Origin of the sequence: Shewanella olleyana (assembly GCF_023283825.1) — a bacterium.
GTDB classification, from domain to species: Bacteria; Pseudomonadota; Gammaproteobacteria; order Enterobacterales; family Shewanellaceae; genus Shewanella; species Shewanella olleyana.
In genome coordinates, this window is the sequence record NZ_JAKILD010000007.1 from 118,357 (window position 1) to 138,053 (window position 19,697).

At 40.2% G+C, this 19,697-nt stretch carries 20 protein-coding genes; all 20 read right to left on the bottom strand.

What is annotated here, in order from left to right:
- Positions 1-3 precede the first annotated feature (3 nt).
- Positions 4-750 carry a flagellar type III secretion system pore protein FliP gene (gene fliP / locus L2735_RS06910; RefSeq protein ID WP_248984007.1) on the bottom strand — a complete coding sequence of 249 codons (747 nt, stop codon included), beginning with the start codon at positions 748-750 and terminating at the stop codon, positions 4-6.
- 5 nt (positions 751-755) lie between these two features.
- Positions 756-1,160: a flagellar biosynthetic protein FliO gene (gene fliO, locus L2735_RS06915; protein WP_283104568.1), complete on the bottom strand. Its 405-nt coding sequence runs from the start codon at positions 1,158-1,160 to the stop codon at positions 756-758.
- A 58-nt stretch (positions 1,161-1,218) separates the two neighbouring features.
- Complete coding sequence (gene fliN / locus L2735_RS06920; protein WP_248984009.1) at positions 1,219-1,605, bottom strand: flagellar motor switch protein FliN; 387 nt, start codon at positions 1,603-1,605, stop codon at positions 1,219-1,221.
- A 10-nt stretch (positions 1,606-1,615) separates the two neighbouring features.
- Positions 1,616-2,644: a flagellar motor switch protein FliM gene (fliM, locus tag L2735_RS06925; RefSeq protein WP_248984010.1), complete on the bottom strand. Its 1,029-nt coding sequence runs from the start codon at positions 2,642-2,644 to the stop codon at positions 1,616-1,618.
- Positions 2,645-2,671: 27 nt separating this feature from the next.
- Entirely contained in the window at positions 2,672-3,196 is a 525-nt protein-coding gene (gene fliL / locus L2735_RS06930; RefSeq protein ID WP_248984011.1) for a flagellar basal body-associated protein FliL, read from the bottom strand.
- 96 nt (positions 3,197-3,292) lie between these two features.
- On the bottom strand, positions 3,293-4,858 hold the full coding sequence (locus L2735_RS06935) for a flagellar hook-length control protein FliK (RefSeq protein ID WP_248984012.1): 1,566 nt from the start codon (positions 4,856-4,858) through the stop codon (positions 3,293-3,295).
- A gap of 213 nt (positions 4,859-5,071) precedes the next feature.
- Entirely contained in the window at positions 5,072-5,518 is a 447-nt protein-coding gene (gene fliJ, locus L2735_RS06940) for a flagellar export protein FliJ (RefSeq protein WP_248984013.1), read from the bottom strand.
- Positions 5,518-6,855, bottom strand: coding sequence for a flagellar protein export ATPase FliI (fliI, locus tag L2735_RS06945; RefSeq protein ID WP_248984014.1), 1,338 nt, complete (start codon positions 6,853-6,855; stop codon positions 5,518-5,520). Before fliI ends, fliJ begins: the two co-directional genes overlap by 1 nt.
- Complete coding sequence (fliH, locus tag L2735_RS06950; RefSeq protein WP_248984015.1) at positions 6,824-7,996, bottom strand: flagellar assembly protein FliH; 1,173 nt, start codon at positions 7,994-7,996, stop codon at positions 6,824-6,826. Before fliH ends, fliI begins: the two co-directional genes overlap by 32 nt.
- A gap of 73 nt (positions 7,997-8,069) precedes the next feature.
- Complete coding sequence (fliG, locus tag L2735_RS06955; protein WP_248984016.1) at positions 8,070-9,116, bottom strand: flagellar motor switch protein FliG; 1,047 nt, start codon at positions 9,114-9,116, stop codon at positions 8,070-8,072.
- On the bottom strand, positions 9,106-10,725 hold the full coding sequence (gene fliF / locus L2735_RS06960) for a flagellar basal-body MS-ring/collar protein FliF (RefSeq protein ID WP_283104569.1): 1,620 nt from the start codon (positions 10,723-10,725) through the stop codon (positions 9,106-9,108). Before fliF ends, fliG begins: the two co-directional genes overlap by 11 nt.
- Positions 10,726-10,834: 109 nt before the next feature.
- Entirely contained in the window at positions 10,835-11,176 is a 342-nt protein-coding gene (fliE, locus tag L2735_RS06965; protein WP_153913912.1) for a flagellar hook-basal body complex protein FliE, read from the bottom strand.
- Between the two features lie 204 nt (positions 11,177-11,380).
- On the bottom strand, positions 11,381-12,730 hold the full coding sequence (locus L2735_RS06970) for a sigma-54-dependent transcriptional regulator (RefSeq protein ID WP_248984018.1): 1,350 nt from the start codon (positions 12,728-12,730) through the stop codon (positions 11,381-11,383).
- Entirely contained in the window at positions 12,723-13,952 is a 1,230-nt protein-coding gene (locus L2735_RS06975) for a sensor histidine kinase (RefSeq protein WP_248984019.1), read from the bottom strand. Before L2735_RS06975 ends, L2735_RS06970 begins: the two co-directional genes overlap by 8 nt.
- 147 nt (positions 13,953-14,099) lie before the next feature.
- Positions 14,100-15,530 (bottom strand): sigma-54 dependent transcriptional regulator, encoded by a 1,431-nt coding sequence (locus tag L2735_RS06980; RefSeq protein ID WP_248984020.1) that lies wholly within the window; start codon positions 15,528-15,530, stop codon positions 14,100-14,102.
- Positions 15,531-16,027: 497 nt separating this feature from the next.
- A complete protein-coding gene (gene fliS, locus L2735_RS06985; protein ID WP_248984021.1) occupies positions 16,028-16,432 on the bottom strand; it encodes a flagellar export chaperone FliS in 405 nt (134 codons plus the stop codon).
- A gap of 12 nt (positions 16,433-16,444) precedes the next feature.
- Positions 16,445-16,765 carry a hypothetical protein gene (locus tag L2735_RS06990; protein ID WP_248984022.1) on the bottom strand — a complete coding sequence of 107 codons (321 nt, stop codon included), beginning with the start codon at positions 16,763-16,765 and terminating at the stop codon, positions 16,445-16,447.
- 22 nt (positions 16,766-16,787) lie between these two features.
- A complete protein-coding gene (gene fliD, locus L2735_RS06995; RefSeq protein ID WP_248984023.1) occupies positions 16,788-18,155 on the bottom strand; it encodes a flagellar filament capping protein FliD in 1,368 nt (455 codons plus the stop codon).
- Positions 18,156-18,245: 90 nt separating this feature from the next.
- Positions 18,246-18,629 (bottom strand): flagellar protein FlaG, encoded by a 384-nt coding sequence (locus L2735_RS07000; protein ID WP_248984024.1) that lies wholly within the window; start codon positions 18,627-18,629, stop codon positions 18,246-18,248.
- A gap of 151 nt (positions 18,630-18,780) precedes the next feature.
- Positions 18,781-19,599 carry a flagellin N-terminal helical domain-containing protein gene (locus L2735_RS07005; RefSeq protein ID WP_248984025.1) on the bottom strand — a complete coding sequence of 273 codons (819 nt, stop codon included), beginning with the start codon at positions 19,597-19,599 and terminating at the stop codon, positions 18,781-18,783.
- Positions 19,600-19,697: the final 98 nt, after the last annotated feature.

Sequence of the window (19,697 nt, forward strand, 5' to 3'; positions counted from 1 at the left end):
TCCCTATGTACCGAAACTGTTTGCGAGTGTTCCCATCACTAATCCCCAACCATCGACGAGTACAAACAGCATAATCTTAAACGGTAATGAAACAATCATAGGCGATAACATCATCATACCCATAGCCATCAAAATACTCGCCACCACTAAATCTAATACTAAAAATGGCACGAAAAGCATAAACCCAATTTGGAAAGCTGTTTTTAATTCACTGGTAATAAAAGCTGGAACTAAAACACTCATCGGTGCTTGTTCTGGTGAAGCGATGTTGGTGTAACCCGAAATCTCAATGAAAGTTTCTAAATCTGTCGTTCTTACCTGCGATAACATGAATGCGCGAAGCGGCTCTTTACCCACTTCATAGGCTTGTTGCATCGTCAGTGATTCGTTTATATATGGCTCCACGGCCCGATCATAAATTTGATCGAATACCGGCGCCATAATAAAGAATGTCATGAACATACTTATACCAATAAGCACTTGATTTGAAGGAGTTTGTTGTAAACCTAATGCTTGACGTAAGATAGATAGCACAACGATAATCCGCGTAAATGATGTTAGCATTATCACCATCGCAGGGATAAAGCTCATCGCAGTCATCAATAGCAATATTTGCATCGTTACTGAATATTCAGTACTACCGTCAGCGCCAGTAGAGACTGTAACAGCTTTTAATATTCCATCTTCAGCAAAACTTAATGGAGTAAAAAAAGCAGCTGCAAAAATGGCTAATACTATCCACTTCTTCATTATTGCTATTCCTTAGCCTGTTCTTTTGCTTGTTGTTTAGCTTGTTTTAATCGACTGGCAAATGAGCTGGTTTCAACATTAACAGTCGAATCGAGTTTTTCGATAAGATTAACTTGCTGGGCAGTAACACCGAGTAAATATTGTTGCCCCTCTAACTCCACTAACACCAGCTTTTCTTTTTGACCTAAAGGCGTCATAGCAACTGTTTTAATGACACCTTGATTTGACTGAACTAAGTTCAGTTTTTTGACGATATAAGCCAATACAAAAATGATTGCGATAACCAGTATCAGTCCGCCCATCATGCTTGATAATGCGGCAATATTGGATGTTTCTGCGCCGCGAATAGCGACTTCTGAGCTTGCAGGCTCTGAACTAACGGCTTCGGTAATAGCAGAGCTTGTCACCATGAATAAACTAACTGCATTTAGCACAGAAAAATCCTTACAGACTAAATTTAAATATAAACTACTTTAACTTTTTGATTCGTTCAGTTTGGCTGATCACATCAGTTAACCGAATACCAAATTTATCATTGACCACAACCACTTCACCATGAGCAATCAAGGTTCCATTGACCATAACATCAAGTGGTTCGCCAGCAACCCTATCTAGTTCGACCACCGAACCTTGGTTCAATTGAAGTAGATTGCGGATACTAATAAAACTGCGCCCAACTTCCATAGAAATAGTGACAGGAATATCCATGATGCTATCAAGTTTATCTGCTTCTTCTTGTGAAATTGGCGCAGACTCATCGACGAGTTCATCAAGTTCAACTTGTTCAGCTACATTCGCTTCTTCAAGTGCTTGCTCAGCCATTGCTGCAGCCCAATCGTCAGTATCATCACTCATTTACGTCACCTTATAATTCTGAAATATCACGCGCTTTACCTTGTTTGCGTGTAATCAATTGTAATTCTGATTTAGCCGTTTCTGGGCGAGGAATTTTCTCACTGATCTTCAACGCTAAATTGTCTCTCGATTTACCCAATTTACATCGATAAGTCGGTAAATCTTCTATTCGCATCATGATGTGTTCAGGCAGTTCAATAGGGATCACATCCCCCGCTTTAAACTCCATTACATCACGCAGTGTGACTTCATGTTCGATGATATTGGCATCAATACCCACTTGAACATCCATAATCTCGTCACGTAAGGCTTGGCCCCAACGCATATCAGTATCTTGCTTATCACTTTGAACACCTGCATCAAGCAGTTCACGAATAGGCTCAATCATCGAGTAAGGCATAGTGATATGGAAATCACCTCCACCGCCATCAACTTCAATATGAAAAGAGTTAATCACGACCACTTCAGTTGGACTGACAATATTGGCCATAGCGGGGTTAACTTCTGAGTCTAAATATTCAAACTCAACATCCATCACTGGCGCCCAAGCGTCTTTGTAATCTTCAAATATGATTTTTAGCAGTAATTGAACGATGCGTCGTTCTGTAGGTGTAAATTCGCGACCTTCGATTTTTGCATGAAAGCGACCATCCCCACCAAAAAAGTTATCAACTAAGATAAACACTAAACGCGCTTCCATAGTGATAAGCGCAGTCCCTTTAAGTGGACTAAAACGCACCATATTCAAACTTGTGGGAACGAACAAGGTATGAACATACTCGCCGAATTTAAGCATTTGTACGCCGTTAATTGACACTTCTGCAGCCCGGCGCATCATATTGAACATGCTGATTCTTAAGTGGCGAGCAAAACGTTCGTTGACAATTTCAAGCGTCGGCATCCGGCCACGAACGATTCTATCTTGAGATGAGAAATCATATACACGAGCATCGTCACTTTCGTTAATGTCATCTTCATCGACATCATCAACCCCGTGCAATAGAGCATCAATTTCGTCTTGGCTTAATAAATCACTCACGTCATCACCTTGTCTTATTCACTGGCGTTATTGCATTACAAAGCCAGTAAATAGCACTTTCTCAACTACTTTTTGGCCTGCTACAGGCTGCAATGTGTTTTGCACATTTAGCAGCGCCAGTTGTCTTAACTCATCTTTACCAGCTTGTGTACTTAACTTTTGTACATCAGCCGCACTAAAAGTGGTTAACAGTGCATCTTCAATTAATGGAATATGCATTTTTGCTGTTTGACCATCATCACCGCGCACCATCAATTGCACTTTAATTTCCACTAAACGAGCTCGATCCACTCCCGGAAGGTTGAACAAAAATGGTCTTGGCATACCTACATAATTTGCTTTGCCTTTTTTAGACTCATCAACGACTGTTTCAGTTGAAGCAGACGTACCTGGTGTTGCAGGAATCGACTCATCATCACCGCCCATGAAAAATAAAGCTGCTCCAGCAATTAACGCAACAAGGACGACGCCAATCACAATAAAGATAATGAGCTTTTTCTTACTTTTAGGTTGGTTTTCTGTTGTTAACTCTAACGATTCTTCTTCAGCCATCATTCATTCCATTCTCTGTTGCCACTTGGTGATATTTTGGTTATGAATATCACATGGCGTTGACTGTCTTTAACTTGGTGGCTATAGATTACCGACTTAGGCGTAATAATCTATAGCTGAGTTGCTACTCTTTGTATGTTTTGTGGCAATGTCGAGCTCTTGTGCTGCTATTTCATCCAACATACTATCGCCAGTACTATTTTGCTCATCATATTCAGATCTTTTCTGGTTCTCACCATCTTGAGAAACATGACTATCTGCAAGTTGTAACCCTTCCTCTGCGAGCATTTCACGAAGTTTAGGAATAGCTTGTTCGATTAAGTCTTTGGTTTGAGTCTGGGCGACTTGGAATTGTACTTGAGTTTGTTCGCCATTAACTTGAATTTTTACCACCATATGCCCTAATTCAGCCGGATCAAGGCGAATTTCAGCGTGCTGCACTCCTTGCCCCACCATAGTGATAAGCTGCTGTTTCATCACTGGCGCAAATTTTTGAATCATATCTTGCATTTGTACTGCAGATTCAGTGCCTTGACGTAATGAAAGTTGAAATTGAGGTACATCACTCTTGTGCTGAGGCGTAAAGCTACTTTGGTTTTGTAATGCCTTAACATCTATCGATTCACTGTCTTTCATTGAATCCAACGAACTTATATTAATCGAACTCATATTAGTCGACCCCGTATTAATAGCACTATTTGTAGCACTATCTTTTGCTGAGCTAAGCAGGGCATTATTGAAAGCCACTTTTGAAGTAGGCTTATCTAAAGAGACATTAATTTCTGCTTTCGTCAGATTAATTGATGTAGTTTCTTTATCTGTATTATTAATATCTAACTTTTTCGAATCTGAAATAGCTTTATTCTCTGCAGCGACTTTTTCAGCATTTGTCGCTTGTGCAGCAGAAACATTCGAGGCGTTAGCGACTTTGTCAGTGCCTCTTAATCCACTAGCGGCAGCTTTAAGTTCAGCTGAATTTGATTCGGAGTTAAGATTTTGAACTGCTGAGTTTACAACCCTTTGACCATTCGACTCAGCCAGCCCCATTAGCGGTAAAGTTAAACCGTTATTTGCGGTTTGCTGCTGATTAAAATTACTGATTAATTTATTCAGCTCTGCAGGATTTAATGCTGCGAGTTCGGCCTCACTCATCGAAGAAAATTGACTTAGGGCGCTAACTTGCTCTGTAGAGAGCGAATTTAAAAAGGTAGCAGAATCCAAGTCTGTATCATTAGATAAGTCATTGATAGGTAATTCGCTATTTAAAAGTACTTTATCTGTTGAGTGCTGGGTCTCATCAATTAATACCAATTCAGTATCAGCTTGTAAGAGGCTTTCTTTTGAAGCATCAGCTTCTAACGGCAAGTCTTTGCCACTTTGTTCGGCCTCTGCATTTTTATCAAAGTTTTCAGCTAGCCCTATTTGAGCAAAAATAAGCTCAACATCAGCCTCTTCAGTTTGTGACTCTCCGTTGTTTTCGTTAGTCACTTCAGCTTTTACGGCGATTTGGGTTTTATCTAATTCGGATTGTGAAGCTTGATTAAATACTGACAAAAATGACTTGTTATCAGTACTTTGAACAGTATCTTCCATAGCACCAGCTACTTGTGCATTGGCTGTTTTACTACTACTTCCAAGTAAAATACTGCTCATTTGTTGCATAACAAACTCCACTTATAATCATTCATATTGAATTATTGGGCACAAAATCAAAAACAGAACAACAGTCACAAAGCTGACACTGTGCCTGTTAACTAATTAAACAAGCAAATAAAATGCCAGCTTATAAAAATGGTAAATTATAGAGGTTTTTGAATTTAAATAACCAGCTTAAACAATGATTTATTGTATCGAGAGTGTAATTAGAAAGGGATACTAGCGCGGCTTTTTCCTAATATATTGCTGCATGGCAAATTCATCAGAAGCTTTTTGTTCTCGCTTATTCTCAACTAACTGAGCCTTTAGGGTATTTTTTTCTAGCAGCATTTCAACAGCTTTACGCTTCTGTTGCTTCTCTTGCCAATGTACTTGTCGATATCCCGTTTGCTTTTCAGCTTCTTTTACCGCATTAACTTGTTGAATAAGGGCTTGATCAACCTGCTTAATAAACTCGTGGAATGAGTGATATTCGCTGGCACTCAAGGTTTTACCTTGGGTTTCACCCATTTGCTTCATGTACTCAAGTCGATAATTATTCAACGCATCAAGCTGCCCTTGACACTTTTGTTGCTCAAGTTGAGCAGATTTTAACTGTAGTGCAGCTTGCTCTTCAGCTTCTTTATTGATTTTTAATACCGTAAGCAGTGGATCGGTACGGCGCATTATTTACATTGGGCAGCGATTTGCCCGACCATGGTTTGGCTATCATTAAACGAAATCACGTCTTTAAAACCTTGTCTTAAGAATGCATTCATTGCTGGCTGAAGCCTAATGGCATTATCTATTCGCGGATCGCTTCCTTGAGAATATGCACCAATAGAGATTAAATCGCGACTTTGTTGGTAAGTAGAATACATTTGTTTTACTAAACGCATCGACTCTAAATGCTCAGGCGCAATGACCATGGGCGCGACGCGACTAATAGATTGCTCAATATCAATGGCTGGATAATGGCCTGAATCGGCAAGTGTTCGTGACAACACAATGTGGCCATCTAAAATAGCCCTAGATGCATCAGCAATAGGATCTTGTTGATCATCGCCTTCCGTTAACACCGTATAAAAGGCTGTGATAGAACCTTGGCCAGGTCCACCGTTGCCCGCACGTTCAACCAAACGCGGCAGCTTTGCAAATACCGATGGCGGATAACCTTTTGTTGCTGGAGGTTCCCCGACAGCCAAAGCCACTTCACGTTGAGCTTGAGCGTAACGGGTCAAGCTATCCATCAAGAGTAATACGTTGTAGCCTAAATCTCTGAAATATTCAGCAATACGAGTCGAGGTTTCACACGCTCGAAGACGCATAAGTGGCGAGGTGTCAGCGGGAGCGGCAACCACTACAGAACGCGATCGACCTTCTTCTCCAAGGATTTCTTCAATAAACTCTTTAACTTCTCGTCCACGCTCACCGACTAAGCCGACAACAATAATGTCAGCCGTCGTTCCGCGAGTCATCATCCCCAATAACACACTTTTACCCACACCTGAGCCTGCAAATAAGCCCATACGTTGACCTTTACCGACAGTAAGCATGGCATTAATGGCTCTAACACCAACATCTAATGGCTCTGAAATGGCGCGTCTTGCTAACGGATTTATTGGCGGTGCATGACGTGAGGCTTGTTGTTCTGTATTTAATGGCCCTAAGCCATCTAACGGTAAGCCACTTCCATCAAGCACTCTACCGAGTAAACTTAACCCGACTTTTAAACCTGATTGTTCACCTAAGGGCTTTACTCTTGCCCCCGGTAATACCCCTCGTAACTCATCTACTGGCATTAGGTACAATAACTCATCGTCAAAACCTACCACTTCAGCAACAAGTTCTCCAGCCATAGTTTCAATTGAGCATAAGCTGCCAACCGGCGCTCTGCAGCCTGTTGCTTCAAGGGTTAAACCGACAACTCGCACTAATTGCCCACTGGCAACAGGCCGAAGCGGGCTAACCTTTTGGCTTTGAATTTTTAGTTTATTGAGTAACTGATGTTGACGGTTTAACATTATTGTCCCCTTCATCAGTATCTAATTGAGTTGCTGAATCCAATTGAGTGTCTTTTGCTAAATCATTAGGATTTAAAGATTGCTGTTGGTCTGAGGGCTGCTCTGACTGTGAAATTAGCTCTTGGTTGTCATCCTGAGTATTTTCTTTAGCTTGCGCTGAAACGTCATCATGTGTTGCAGTCTCATTAGACGCATCATCAGCTAACATTCCTGAGTCATTCACACTTGCTTTATTGACGCTATCAGCAGAAGTTTCCGCGTGCTCCACATCCTGAGCCCGGGCATCAATATCATTTATCTTAGGTAACTCGTCGACTACCTCAGTGGTATATTGAGGGTGCTCAGTTTTAATGGTTTGTACGTTGGCTTGAATACCACTGGCTTGCTCTTGCAAGTCATGCAACACCTGACGCATTCTTTCTTCAACACGTAAATCAACACTCGAACGCATACTGTTAATAATGCAGTCGCCAGGATTAAGTGAAGGATCCGCTTCTATATCCCAGTGATTTTTTTGTAATTGTGCGTCGCTATAAAGTTGCATCACTAAAGTGGCATCATCAGGATGTAATCTAAGTTTGACTTGCTGCTCTTTGATAGGCAATGAGTCAACGCCTTGACGCAGCACAGACAAGATATGTTCAGGGTGAGTTTTTAGTTCATGACCGACAATAGATTTAGCAAGATTGATAGCCAAGGTTAACACTTCAGCTTCAATTTCAGCATCGAGTAACATTAACGGTTGTTCGAATTGCTGCACCAGCTGAGTTAATCGTTCAAGGACTTCATCGAGTTTGACTTGACCGACTTCATAACCTTGTTGTTCACCTTGCGCAAAGCCTTCAGCATGTCCTAGCTCTAATCCTTCAAGCTTGCCTTGTTCAAGACCTTGGCTATGACCTTCAATTTTACCTTGCTCAAACCCTTCTTGCTCAGCCTCAACGCGGATCTGCTCAATTTCGGCCATTGTTGGTGGTAAAAGAGGCTTATCTTCACTTGGTGCTGGAGGATTTTGATGACCTTGATAGCCAAAAAGGTTAGATGGAGCATCAGTTTTGTTTTCGGTGACATCAGGCAGCTGCCAATGACTGAAATCTACGTCATCATTATCAATTGATTTGTTGGTTTTAGATTCCGTCATCTGTCTGCCTAATTTCTACTGCGATTAATCTAGTCATAAAACAGCTTTCAGGTAAAAGTCGTTAGCATTAACGTTACAAGAACTCTTCACCACCACCGCCACCTAACATTATTTCACCACTATCACTTAAGCGACGTGCAATAGCGAGAACTTCTTTTTGAGCAGCTTCAACTTCACTAATTCGTATCGGTCCCATGGCTTCAAGATCATCACGAAGTAACTCGCCAGCTCGTTTAGACATATTACCGATAATTTTATCTGATAATTGGTCATCAGCGCCTTTTAGTGCTTTCATCAGTACATCTTGCTGCACTTCTCGAAGTATAACTTGTACACCACGGTCATCGACATCAATTAAGTTTTCAAACACGAACATAAGATCTTGAATTTGCTGAGCCATTTCTTCATCAGACTCTCGCATCGTTTCCATAATTTGACTTTCAACGCCTGTATCTAAGAAGTTCATAATATTAGCAGCCGCTTTAAGTCCGCCCATTTTCGCAGCTTGTGCACCGCCTTGGCCAGCAAACTGTTTCTCCATAATATCATTCAATTCTTGCAATGCTGCAGGCTGAACTTCTTCTAAATTGGCAATACGCATCATCAAGTCGAGTCGGGTGTTCTCTGGGAACTGACTGAAAATTTCAGCTGCTTGATCTGGATCTAAATAGGATAAAACAATGGTCTGAATTTGTGGATGCTCGTTTTGAATAATAGTGGCAACCTGGCGCGCATCCATCCACTTCAATGAATCTAGGCCTTTAGCACCACTACCCATGATAATTTGTTCAATTAAATTACCCGCTTTATCTTCACCCAACGCGGCGGTTAACGCTTTTCTGACAAACTCTTCACTGTTAAAACCAATTGATGAGAACTTTTGAATCTCTTCAAGAAAGAGCTTATGAACACCAATGACTTTTTCTTGACCAAAGTCTTCCATAGCAGCCATAGCCATACCGACTTTCTGAACCTGCTTGGGTTCTAAATGTTTTAGTATTGAAGCCGCGTCAGCTTCACTTAGGCTCAAGAGTAAAATAGCGGTTTTTTCAGTTCCCGTTAAATCATCTGGGTTGAACCCTTTGGTAGCCTCTGCTACCGAAACGTCATCATTTGCCATCGTCTTGTAACCAACTCTTAATTACTTGGGTAGAAAGTTCAGGTTCATTTGCCACTAAAGCCCGAATTGATTTGATCATATCATCGTCTTTATGCAGATTCGGAATTTGAATTGAGCCATCATCTGCGTAGCTATAATCAGCCTCTTGAGTATTGAGCATTCCCAATGTATCGGCAGCATACTGGTCTTCTATCTCAGCAAGTTCATGACCTAAACGTGCTTCTTCAGGCATTTCGATATCATTTGCTTTAAGCAGCTTATTCAGCATAGGCCTGATAACAAACAGGATTAATACTAAAACCAAAAATGCACCTAACACCAGTCTCACTGCGCGCCAAAACCAAGGTTGTTCCCACAATTCTGGCTCAGGTAAAGCTTCAATTAATTGGTCCATAAATGGCACTGTTACCACTTCTAAGGTGTCACCGCGTTGACTGGTAAACCCCATTGCACCTTCAAGTAATCGACGAATATTAGTCAATTCCTGCTCAGTTCTAGGTATTCTGGTAACGACACCGTTTTCATCTACAGGGCCAGGTTTAAAGTCAATTGCCACTGATACACTGACTCGTCTAACTTGGCCTACTTGCTGGCGTGTATGGCTAATCGTGGTGTCTAATTCGAAGTTACGTGTCGCTTCACGATGACTATCTCCATTAACTGATGTCGCTTCTGCGCCGCCAGCTTCTTGAGGTATATCTGACTCCATTGGCGGCTGATTGCTTAAAGCCCCAGGGATCCCTCCCATCGACTGGCCTGATGAATTACGCTCAATGGTCATTTCACTTCGAATGGCGGGTAAATCTGGAGAGAAACGTTTAGCGGTTTGCTCTACTGCAGTAAAATCCATGTTGACATCGACCTGAGAGGTAAAGTTTTCAGGTCCTAATATAGGCATTAAAATTGATTCAACTTTATTACGGTATTCAGCTTCTTTCTGTTGAACTAACTCTTGTTCACGACGCGCTCTAGATGATGCGGCATCTTGGCTACCTGAATTGAGTAAACGTCCATTTGAATCTGTTACAGTAACGCGTGTTGGATCTAAACCTTGTACTGCTGAAGCCACTATATCGACGATTGAATCGATTTCTTCTTGTCCTAAACTGCCACGACGAACGCTAACAACAACGGTTGCACTTGGTTTTGATTTATTGCGTGCGAAAACATTTTCTTTTGGCAGCGCTAAAATAACTTTAGCTCGAGTGACACTTTTTAATTCTTCAATAACTCTGGCTAAGTTAATTTCTTGGCTTTGCTTTAAACGTGCTTGCTCCATTCGTTGGCTCACACCAAAGCCACTGTCTTTACTTAAGTAATCTGTCGGTTGGCTTGATGCTTCAACGCCTGCACGACCTAAAAGTAGTTTTACATTTTGATATTTATCTTCAGGAATACTGACCACATCACCAGAAATTTTGTATGCTATTTTATTCTTATCCAAAACGTCCAATACTTGGATCATTTCGTTGGTTTCCATTTGGCCTAATGGTCTAAATTCTGGCTCTTGTGCCCAAATCATCATAAATACAGCCAGTACTAAACATACAGCTAACGCCAAAATCATCGTAATTTGGCGCATAAAGTCAGCACTACCAAAAGAACTCATCAAACCAGGTTTGTTTTCCTGCTGAATCCCAGAGCTATTGACGGAATCTGAATCTAATACGAGATCTGTACTCACAATAATTACCTACTTTCTAATCTAATAAAGAAGCCTAAACAGGCATGCTCATAATTTCTTTATAAGCTTCTACAAGCTTATTTCTTACCTGTACTGTTGCTTCAAAAGCAACACCAGATTTCTCACGAGCAATCACGGTATCTGATAAGGTCACAGTTGAATCACCCATTTCTAAACGAGTGGCTAAATTTGCTGAGTTTTTTTGTAACTCAGTCACTCCACCAACGGCTTGTGAAAGTAACTCACCAAAATCAGCCCCTGAAGTGTTCCCCACTTTTTGAACCATATCTGGCTGAATAGGTGAACGTAGATTAGGCGAAATCTCACCACGAAGTGATTGCATTTCTTGTAAAAAAGGATTTGAACTAATCTGCATTGTAATCTCCTATTCGTCGGATAATTGACGACTAAAACCAGTTACAATAGATTTAGCAAATTGAATGCCAACAATATAAGCAAACAGAAAGTTTAAGCAGATTTATCGCTAAAGGGTGGCTGTTTGACGAACAAATAGACAACGGACCTAATGATTCGACAAATTAGGCCCGCTTGAGAAGTGAAGTATTAAATTTATCAGCGCTTATGCAGGAACCTGAATCCCCATATCACGCATTTTTGCCATTTTATAACGTAATGTTCTCGCACTGATCCCCAGCTTTTCAGCTACGTCTTTACGACTACCATTGCATTGATTTAACGTTTCTAAAATAATCACATGCTCTTGGGCTTTTAGCTCTCCACCAAGGCCATCATTCTCTACTGCTGGCTTAGCTTGCAAGGGTTCAGGTTGTTGCAAATCGACTTCATTAGTGTCGAGAATAATATCGCTGGTAGAAATCTCGTCACCAGTATGAAGAATAAGTGCTCTTTGAATCACATTATCGAGTTCACGGACATTTCCCGGCCAACGATAAGTAAGTAGCCTACGGCAAGCCACTTCATCTAAGCTTGGTACTGGTGAAATATTGGCATTTTTGGCATGTTTAACCAGCAAATGTCGAGCAAGTGGTAATATATCTGCAGGTCGTTGGTTTAATGCTGGCCAAGTTAAAGGGAATACATTAATTCGATAATATAAATCCTCTCTGAACCCTCCCGATGCAACCATTTCTTTCAGATCTCGGTTTGATGTTGCAAGGACTCTGACATCCAATGAAATCGTTTTCCTGCCGCCTAAGCGTTCCACTTCTCGCTCTTGCAAAACACGCAGCAATTTAGCTTGTAAACCCAATTCCATTTCTGAAATTTCATCTAATAAAATGGTGCCGCCTTGGGCCTGTTCAAACTTTCCAGGGCATGCTTGATAAGCGCCTGTGAAAGCACCTTTTTCATAGCCAAATAAGGTGGCTTCTAACATGTTTTCAGGAATTGCCGCACAATTAATCGCAATAAAAGGCTGTTCTGAGCGGTTACTATTTTGATGTATATAACGAGAAAGCACTTCTTTGCCTGAACCACTTGGTCCCATAATCATCACTGATGCATCAGAGCTTGCGACACGTTGTGCGATTGATAGCAAGGCCAAACTTTTATCGTCTGCAACCACGGGTTGATCAAGGTTTTGCTTTAGCGGTAAATAGCGTGATACCTGATTCAATAATACTTCAGGAGCAAATGGCTTAGCCAAGTAATCAACAGCGCCAAGCTTTATAGCGCTAACAGCACTATCGATTGTGGCATAAGCTGTCATTAACAACACTGGCACCTTACTGCTTTGTTGCTGTAAATAATTTAGCAATCCGATACCGCCAATGCCTTCCATCTGTACATCACTGATTACTAGGTCAAACTCATTGGACTTTAAGGCAATGATTGCTTCTTCTGCAGATGCAACGTCCACACATTCATAACTTGCCAAAAGTAAGGTATCTAGTAAGGCTTCTCGTAAGGATTCATCATCTTCAACAAGTAATAGTTTTGCTTCACCCATGCGTTGCCTCCACTGCATTTACCTTATTATTGGTATCTTGTATTGCTTCAGATTTAATTGACTGATAAATAGGAAATGTCAGTCGAATCAAACAACCTTTATTCGGTTGTGAAGACACTTGCACAGTTCCATTATGATTGCGTACCACAGTTTGAACCACCGCAAGACCTAAACCAGTACCCTGACTCTTAGTCGTAAAGAAAGGTTCAAGTATTTGCTGTTGCATATCAGTAGCTAACCCTTTGCCATTATCAATGACATCAATATGGATGTGGGTATCTGATGAAGCAGTAATGAGCCTAATTTCCGTAGCGTTAGCTTCTAAGCTATTCATCACTAAGTTATTAATTGCTGAGCTTAATGCATTCCCATTCGCTAATATCTTCTCACTAGCGTGGTTGAAATAACTTAATTTGCACTGTTTGTTTTCAACAATAGGTTCACAGCTCGCTAATACAGGCTCAATGACATCTTCGGCAGTCATTGGCTCAGAAGTATCATCTTGTTTGTTTTTCGCCATGAGCAGCATGTCATTTACTTGGCGCTCGAGCTCATTAAGTCTATCTACCAGTTTTGTCTGAAAACGTTTTTTAGCGGGTTCATTTAACTTAGTGCTTGCAAGGTTTGATGCATACAGCATTGCAGCAGAAAGTGGCGTTCTCACTTGATGAGCTAATGTCGCCACCATTTTACCCAATGCGGATAAGCGTTGTAGGTGAGAGAGATTCTTTTGTAATAAACGGGTTTCCGTTAAGTCAGTTAATACGATTAATTGCCCAGGCTCCGGTGACAGCGGTGTTATGGCTAACTTAACTCTAAGACCATTTTTAAGTGAGACTTCATGACCATCATCTTCTTGGGGAGAAAAAGCACGATTAATAATATCAAACCATTTAGCCCCTTGAAGCGGTCGACCTAATAGTTCAGTTGCTACTGGATTGGCAAGTGTCACCAAGCCATCGCCATTAATAATCACAACACCAGAGGGCATTGCTTGTAGGATATGCGCCATTTGATTTGACATATTGGCCGCCTTTTGCGGGGTTGAACACCCAGTTTGCTCAGCAGAATCTCTACTGGATACTGTAGATGTTGTTGCGATGTTCTCAACACCTTTAACAATAGTACTATAGCCTTTGTCGCTGTGAATATAATCCACAGTGTCTAGTTGGGAGCGAGGCTCTACCATAGTTTGTGCTGAACTGCTGTGCGCCGAAAACATAGCCACTCCGTCAAAATAATAACTTTGGTAAGAGCTAATGCATTTGGTGTGCCAAACTATATTTTAATATTATAGGCTATGATTTACAGACAGAAAAAAAGCATGCCTAAGGCATGCTTTTACTGAAACAGTTAAATAGTAAATGGGTTAATCTTTACTCATTCCATATTTGCGCATTTTCTCAACTAGTGTCGTTCTGCGTATTCCCAGCATTTCAGCAGCCCGAGCAACAACATTATCTTGCTGCTCTAACGCTTGGCGGATCATATCGATTTCAAGCTCTGCTAATAAATCTTTAAGATTAACACCTTCAGGAGGCAGTTCACTTGGGAAACGCGTTTCAGGAATTTCGATGGGTTCTTCATCACTGAAAATTGACGCTAATGCATCACGCTCTTGTTGCTCTTCACTAATTTCGACGCAGTACTCTGGCACATCTATATATCGGTATTTACGCGGTAAATCGTTGACATCAACTAAGCCACCAGGGAACAAAATGGTTAATCGCTCGACTAAGTTAGACAATTCACGAACGTTACCCGACCAATTATGCTCCTTTAATGATTCTATCGCACGTTGAGTAAAACGGATTTTACCACGACCTTCATTAAATACTCTGCTAACCAGTTCTTGCAATAGCAAAGGCACATCATCACGACGCTCACTCAGTGATGGCATCTCGATTGGGAAAACATTTAAACGATAGTAAAGATCTTCACGGAACAAGTTTTCATTAATCATCGTTTCTAAATCACGATGAGTAGCAGCAACCACTCTTACATTTGTCGTTATAGCCTTTGAACCACCTACTCTTTCAAACACTTTTTCCTGCAGCACACGCAGTAACTTAACTTGCATCTGTAATGGCATATCGCCAATTTCATCTAAAAACAGCGTACCATTTTCAGCTAATTCGAAACGGCCTTTACGGGTAGAAATCGCCCCAGTGAATGAGCCCTTTTCATGGCCAAAAAGCTCACTTTCTAATAATTCTGGTGGGATAGCGCCACAGTTAACAGGAATAAAAGGCCCATCACGTCGCTCGGACATGTAATGGATATTACGCGCGACAACTTCTTTACCGGTTCCTGATTGACCTAATACCAAAACCGTCGCATCAGAAGAAGCAACTTGGCTTATCAAGTGACGCACGTTAGCCACGCCCTCACTTCGCCCAACTAAAGACCGAAATAGTTTGGTTTGATTGGCACTAGTAGGTATTTGAGGTTGTTTAGCTTGACCGTAGACTTGACAAAAATGAAGAAGCTCAGTTAGTTGGGGGTAATTAATGGGCTCATCAATAGTGCCTAAAACATTGACGCCATGAACTTTAAGATCACCCATTAATAATACAGGTTGCCATGGAATTGATGACTGAACATCTTTAATAAATTCAGGAGTGACTGATTCAGTATCTATGACTAAAGCTCTGAAACGCGATTCTCGCGTTAATGAAGCAAGATCATCTCTAGTAATGATATGGTGTTTTTCATCTAAAAATTCAAAAATACAACAAAGACGAGACACACGCTCAGAAGGTTCAGCAACAATTAAAATTCGTTGTTCTATTTGCATCATGTAAGAAGGCCAAAGCTCTAGTTATTAGTTATTCAAAGTCATATTCATGTTATTGAGCTTTATTTACTCAACATAATCTACTCAACATACTCTACTCAACATAGAGTCTCGACTTGAATATTGATTATCGCGCTATGTATATTGATGTCAGATCTCACTCAATCAAATGACACAATTATAATACAAACATTAACATAGCAGAAAGCATACTCATATTTTTTTAATCTTTACTTAAATATAGCCAAGCCCGCAATAAAGTTTAAACGAATACGCAAAAATAAATATTGTATTATCAGGGCATCAGAATCAAGTGACACTAGTCATTATTCTATCATGGCGATGATTTAAGTCACTGATAGCCGATTTTATATACAACAATTGAAGTAAAGTTAATGCAAACACTAGAATTCGCAGCTTTCAAACTTAATTTATACTTAAATGCCTAAGGCTAAAAAGACGCCAACGGCGCCTTTTGTTTAACAATAACAAACTATATCTTAGCTAGCTTCAGAGGTCATTTGATGCATATCTTGAGGAATGGAGTCCCAACCTTCTTTAATGGTTCGAAGGATGCCTGTTACATCATCAATCGCTTTAACATCGTTATTCACGTTTGCTTCTGATATACGGCGTAACATGAAATCATACAAATCGCTTAAATTGCTAGCAACAGAATCTTTTACATCCATATTCAAACTGTTATTTAAACCATTAATAATGCCAATGGCTTTATTGATTGCAACACCTTTTCCTTGTAAATCTTGAGTTTCAATTGCGTAGCGACTTTGGGCTAAACGCAAAAGAGCACCATCAAACATCATTTGGATAATTCGATGGGGGGACGCAACAGCAATCTCACTATCTAGAGATACTTTGCGGTAAGATTTTATTGATCCTCTCATAGGTCACCTTCGCTACTTATTTGAATCGATTGACTGATAAACATTTATTTGGCGCTGATTTTTTTTCCTAGCTTGAAGTAACGATTGAATGTGCTTAAGAACATTATTAGCCCTTTTCTCAAACCCTTCACCAATCACGATTTGGTCTTGAAGTGTTTTTCTAGCAACTTCCACATCGCTTTCATCAATACTATCGAGTAAAATTTGACGCTCTCCAATCAATACAAGCAATTTAGATACCAACTCATCTGACTTTTCATTTTCTGATGGTGTATTTTCTAATAACTGAAGTGTTTCTTCAATAACATCATTTTTTTTATTTAATTGATTCATATACTTTAAACAATTATTAAACTTAGTTCTGTGCTACCGAACCAGGAAGTGAATTAAGTCTCTCTGTTAAACCTGAGCTTTGCTGATTTAATGAGGCGACCACTAAGTCCATCGCATTAAACTGTTTAAATAAACGTGCTTCAAGTAGCTCCATTTTCAAACTGAAAGCTTCACGCTGATCATCTAAACGACTCTTCTCACTGGTTAAACTATTATTGCGGCTATCAATTAAGCCACCGGTTTTGACATAACCTTCAACCATGGTATCTAAACGATTTGCAATCCCAGTGTCAGGAGTTGCAAATAACCCTTCAACTAAATCCATATTTTCACTAATTGCTGTATCTAGTTTTTCACTGTCAATTGACATTTTACCAAAGCGGTCTGTTTCAATACCTATGTCATATAATGCAACTGTTTGCCCATCGACATCGACTCGATTACTGATCATACTTCTCATTTGGGATTCAATTGAACGGATCATTGAATCCCCCTGAAGTGCTGCGGCCTCTTCTTTTTCAGTATCGTATTTGGACATGTCACTGATTGAGGTCACCAAAGTATTATATGCATCAACAAATGCCTGAATATTTTCTTTAACTAGCTCATCATCTTGCTCGATTTTTAATGTCGATGTTTTTGATATATCAGCTTCAGTGAGAGAAAGGGTTACACCAACTATCGCATCTGACACTTCATTTGTTTGAGAAGTGACCTTTTGACCATCTATGTATAGTATTGCATTTTCTGCACTTTGCAGTGTCGTCAAATTTCCAGCACCGAACATATCATTTAATCCGGAGCCTGTAGTATCTGTAGCTGAAATTGTCACTTCGTTATCTGTACCAGGCTCATCTGAGCTAAATACTAACCTGCTACCAGCATCACTTTTAATGATTGTCGCTGTAACGCCAGAGTTGTCTGTTGCACCATTAATTTTTTTGGCAATATCTTCAAGTGAATCTGTCGCTTCAATATCCACAGAAAATGCTTCACCATTAACTGATAAATCAAGACTGCCCGTTCCCACCCCGAGACTTGGATCTGCAACATTGGTTCCTGCCACTTTATGTGAAGAGGCAAGTTGTTCTACTTGAATTTGATAACTACCTGTTTGCGCATTTTTATCTGCTGTAGCGCCAAAATAAATACTTTCGCCGGTAGATACTTTACGAATATTAAGTGCATCAGGGTCACTTAATTTCTCTAATGCATCCTGGAATGTAGATAATTTACTTTTTAGTGAACCAATAGCCGATACCTTTGCATCAATTGTCGCTTCACTTTTATCAAATAATGCTTCTTTGGGAAGTTTTTCAGCATCGACAAGAACACCTACAATGGTGTTGATATCTAGGCCGGAGCCAATACCTGTTGCTGTTAATGCCATAGTTTCCTCACATAGTATTCAATAAAATCGTTTACGCTTCTTTATCACAAAAGATTGATTGCGAAAAATTAACTACAAAAATCTCTTTATTCACGCTTCAGTATTAAGCAATAAACCTGCCACTTCAGCTAGCTTTTGCGACAGTTCTAACGCTTCCTCGTTTGGGATCTGTCTAATGAGGTCACCAGTGTCTATATCCATAACACTGATCACATTTCGACCTGAATCATCATCAACTTTAAAAGCAAGACCTTTACGCATTATTGACGCCATGTCATTAAGATTATCAGTGACTTCTGCTAAGTTCTGCTCTTCAGGCTTTTTATCAGCATAGTCTTGCTCATACTGCTCTGATTTAGCCAGCTGTGATACTTTTGTTTTTTCCTCGGCCTGTTGAGTTTTACTTTCAGCTAACTGACGCGTGCCCATATTATCAATAAGGGTATTTGAGGCGCTAGTAAAATTGATATCCATAGCCATCTTACTCCTTTAAATTGTTATTATTGTAAAGCCATATGATTCGTTAAAGAGTCTTCACTCTAAAACGAACAAGATTAAAACGATAAAAGGGAGACCGTTCAAGATCTCCCTTCTTTAATTCTAATATTTAAACAGACTATTCAAATTATAGAAGAGATAACGCCACTTGAGGAAGCTGGTTAGCTTGTGCAAGCATCGCAGAACCTGTTTGCTGTAGCACTTGGTTTTTAGTCATTTCGGCAGTTTCTTTAGCGAAATCAACGTCAACAATACGTGATTTTGCATCAGCAACGTTTGCTTGAGTGTTAGCGCTGTTAGCAATGTTGTGAGCTAAACGGTTTTGTTTCGCACCTAAATCTGCACGTTGACTATCAATTGTTTTGATAGCTGCATCAATTTTGGTAAGAGCTGAAGCACGACCAGCTGAAGTTGCATTAGTTAATGCCGCAACTGATAAACTAGTAGAGTCACTTGATTTAACTGTGATAGTAATATCTTCACCATCTTGGTGACCTACTTGGAAGTTTTTACCACCTGAGAAACTACCATCTAATAATTTAGTTTCACCAAATGCGGTATTGTTACCAATCTCAGTGATTTCTAAAGCAAGCTCGTCCATTTCAGATTTAAGAGCGGCTAAATCATCCGCACTGTTTGCACCATTCTCAGATTGTACCGTCAGGTCACGCATACGCTGAAGCATATTAGTTTGCTCCTGCATTGCACCTTCAGAAATTTGTGCAATTGAAATTGCATCATTTGCGTTACGCATGCCCACTTCTAAACCACGAACTTGAGAGTTCAAACGGTTAGAGATAGCTAAACCCGCTGCATCATCTTTTGCGCTGTTAATACGTAAACCACTTGATAAACGTTCCATCGATGTGGCTAAGTTTGAAGTTGAAGAATTTAAGTTCTTCTGCGCTTTCATTGAAGTGACGTTTGTATTTACTGTAATAGCCATAATTTGATTTCCTCTTTATACCTGGCTTTAAAACTTGCCTGTCTTTTATTGCCAGGCGGGTCTATTTGGTTACAAATACTTTAACGGCAGCAAATTTA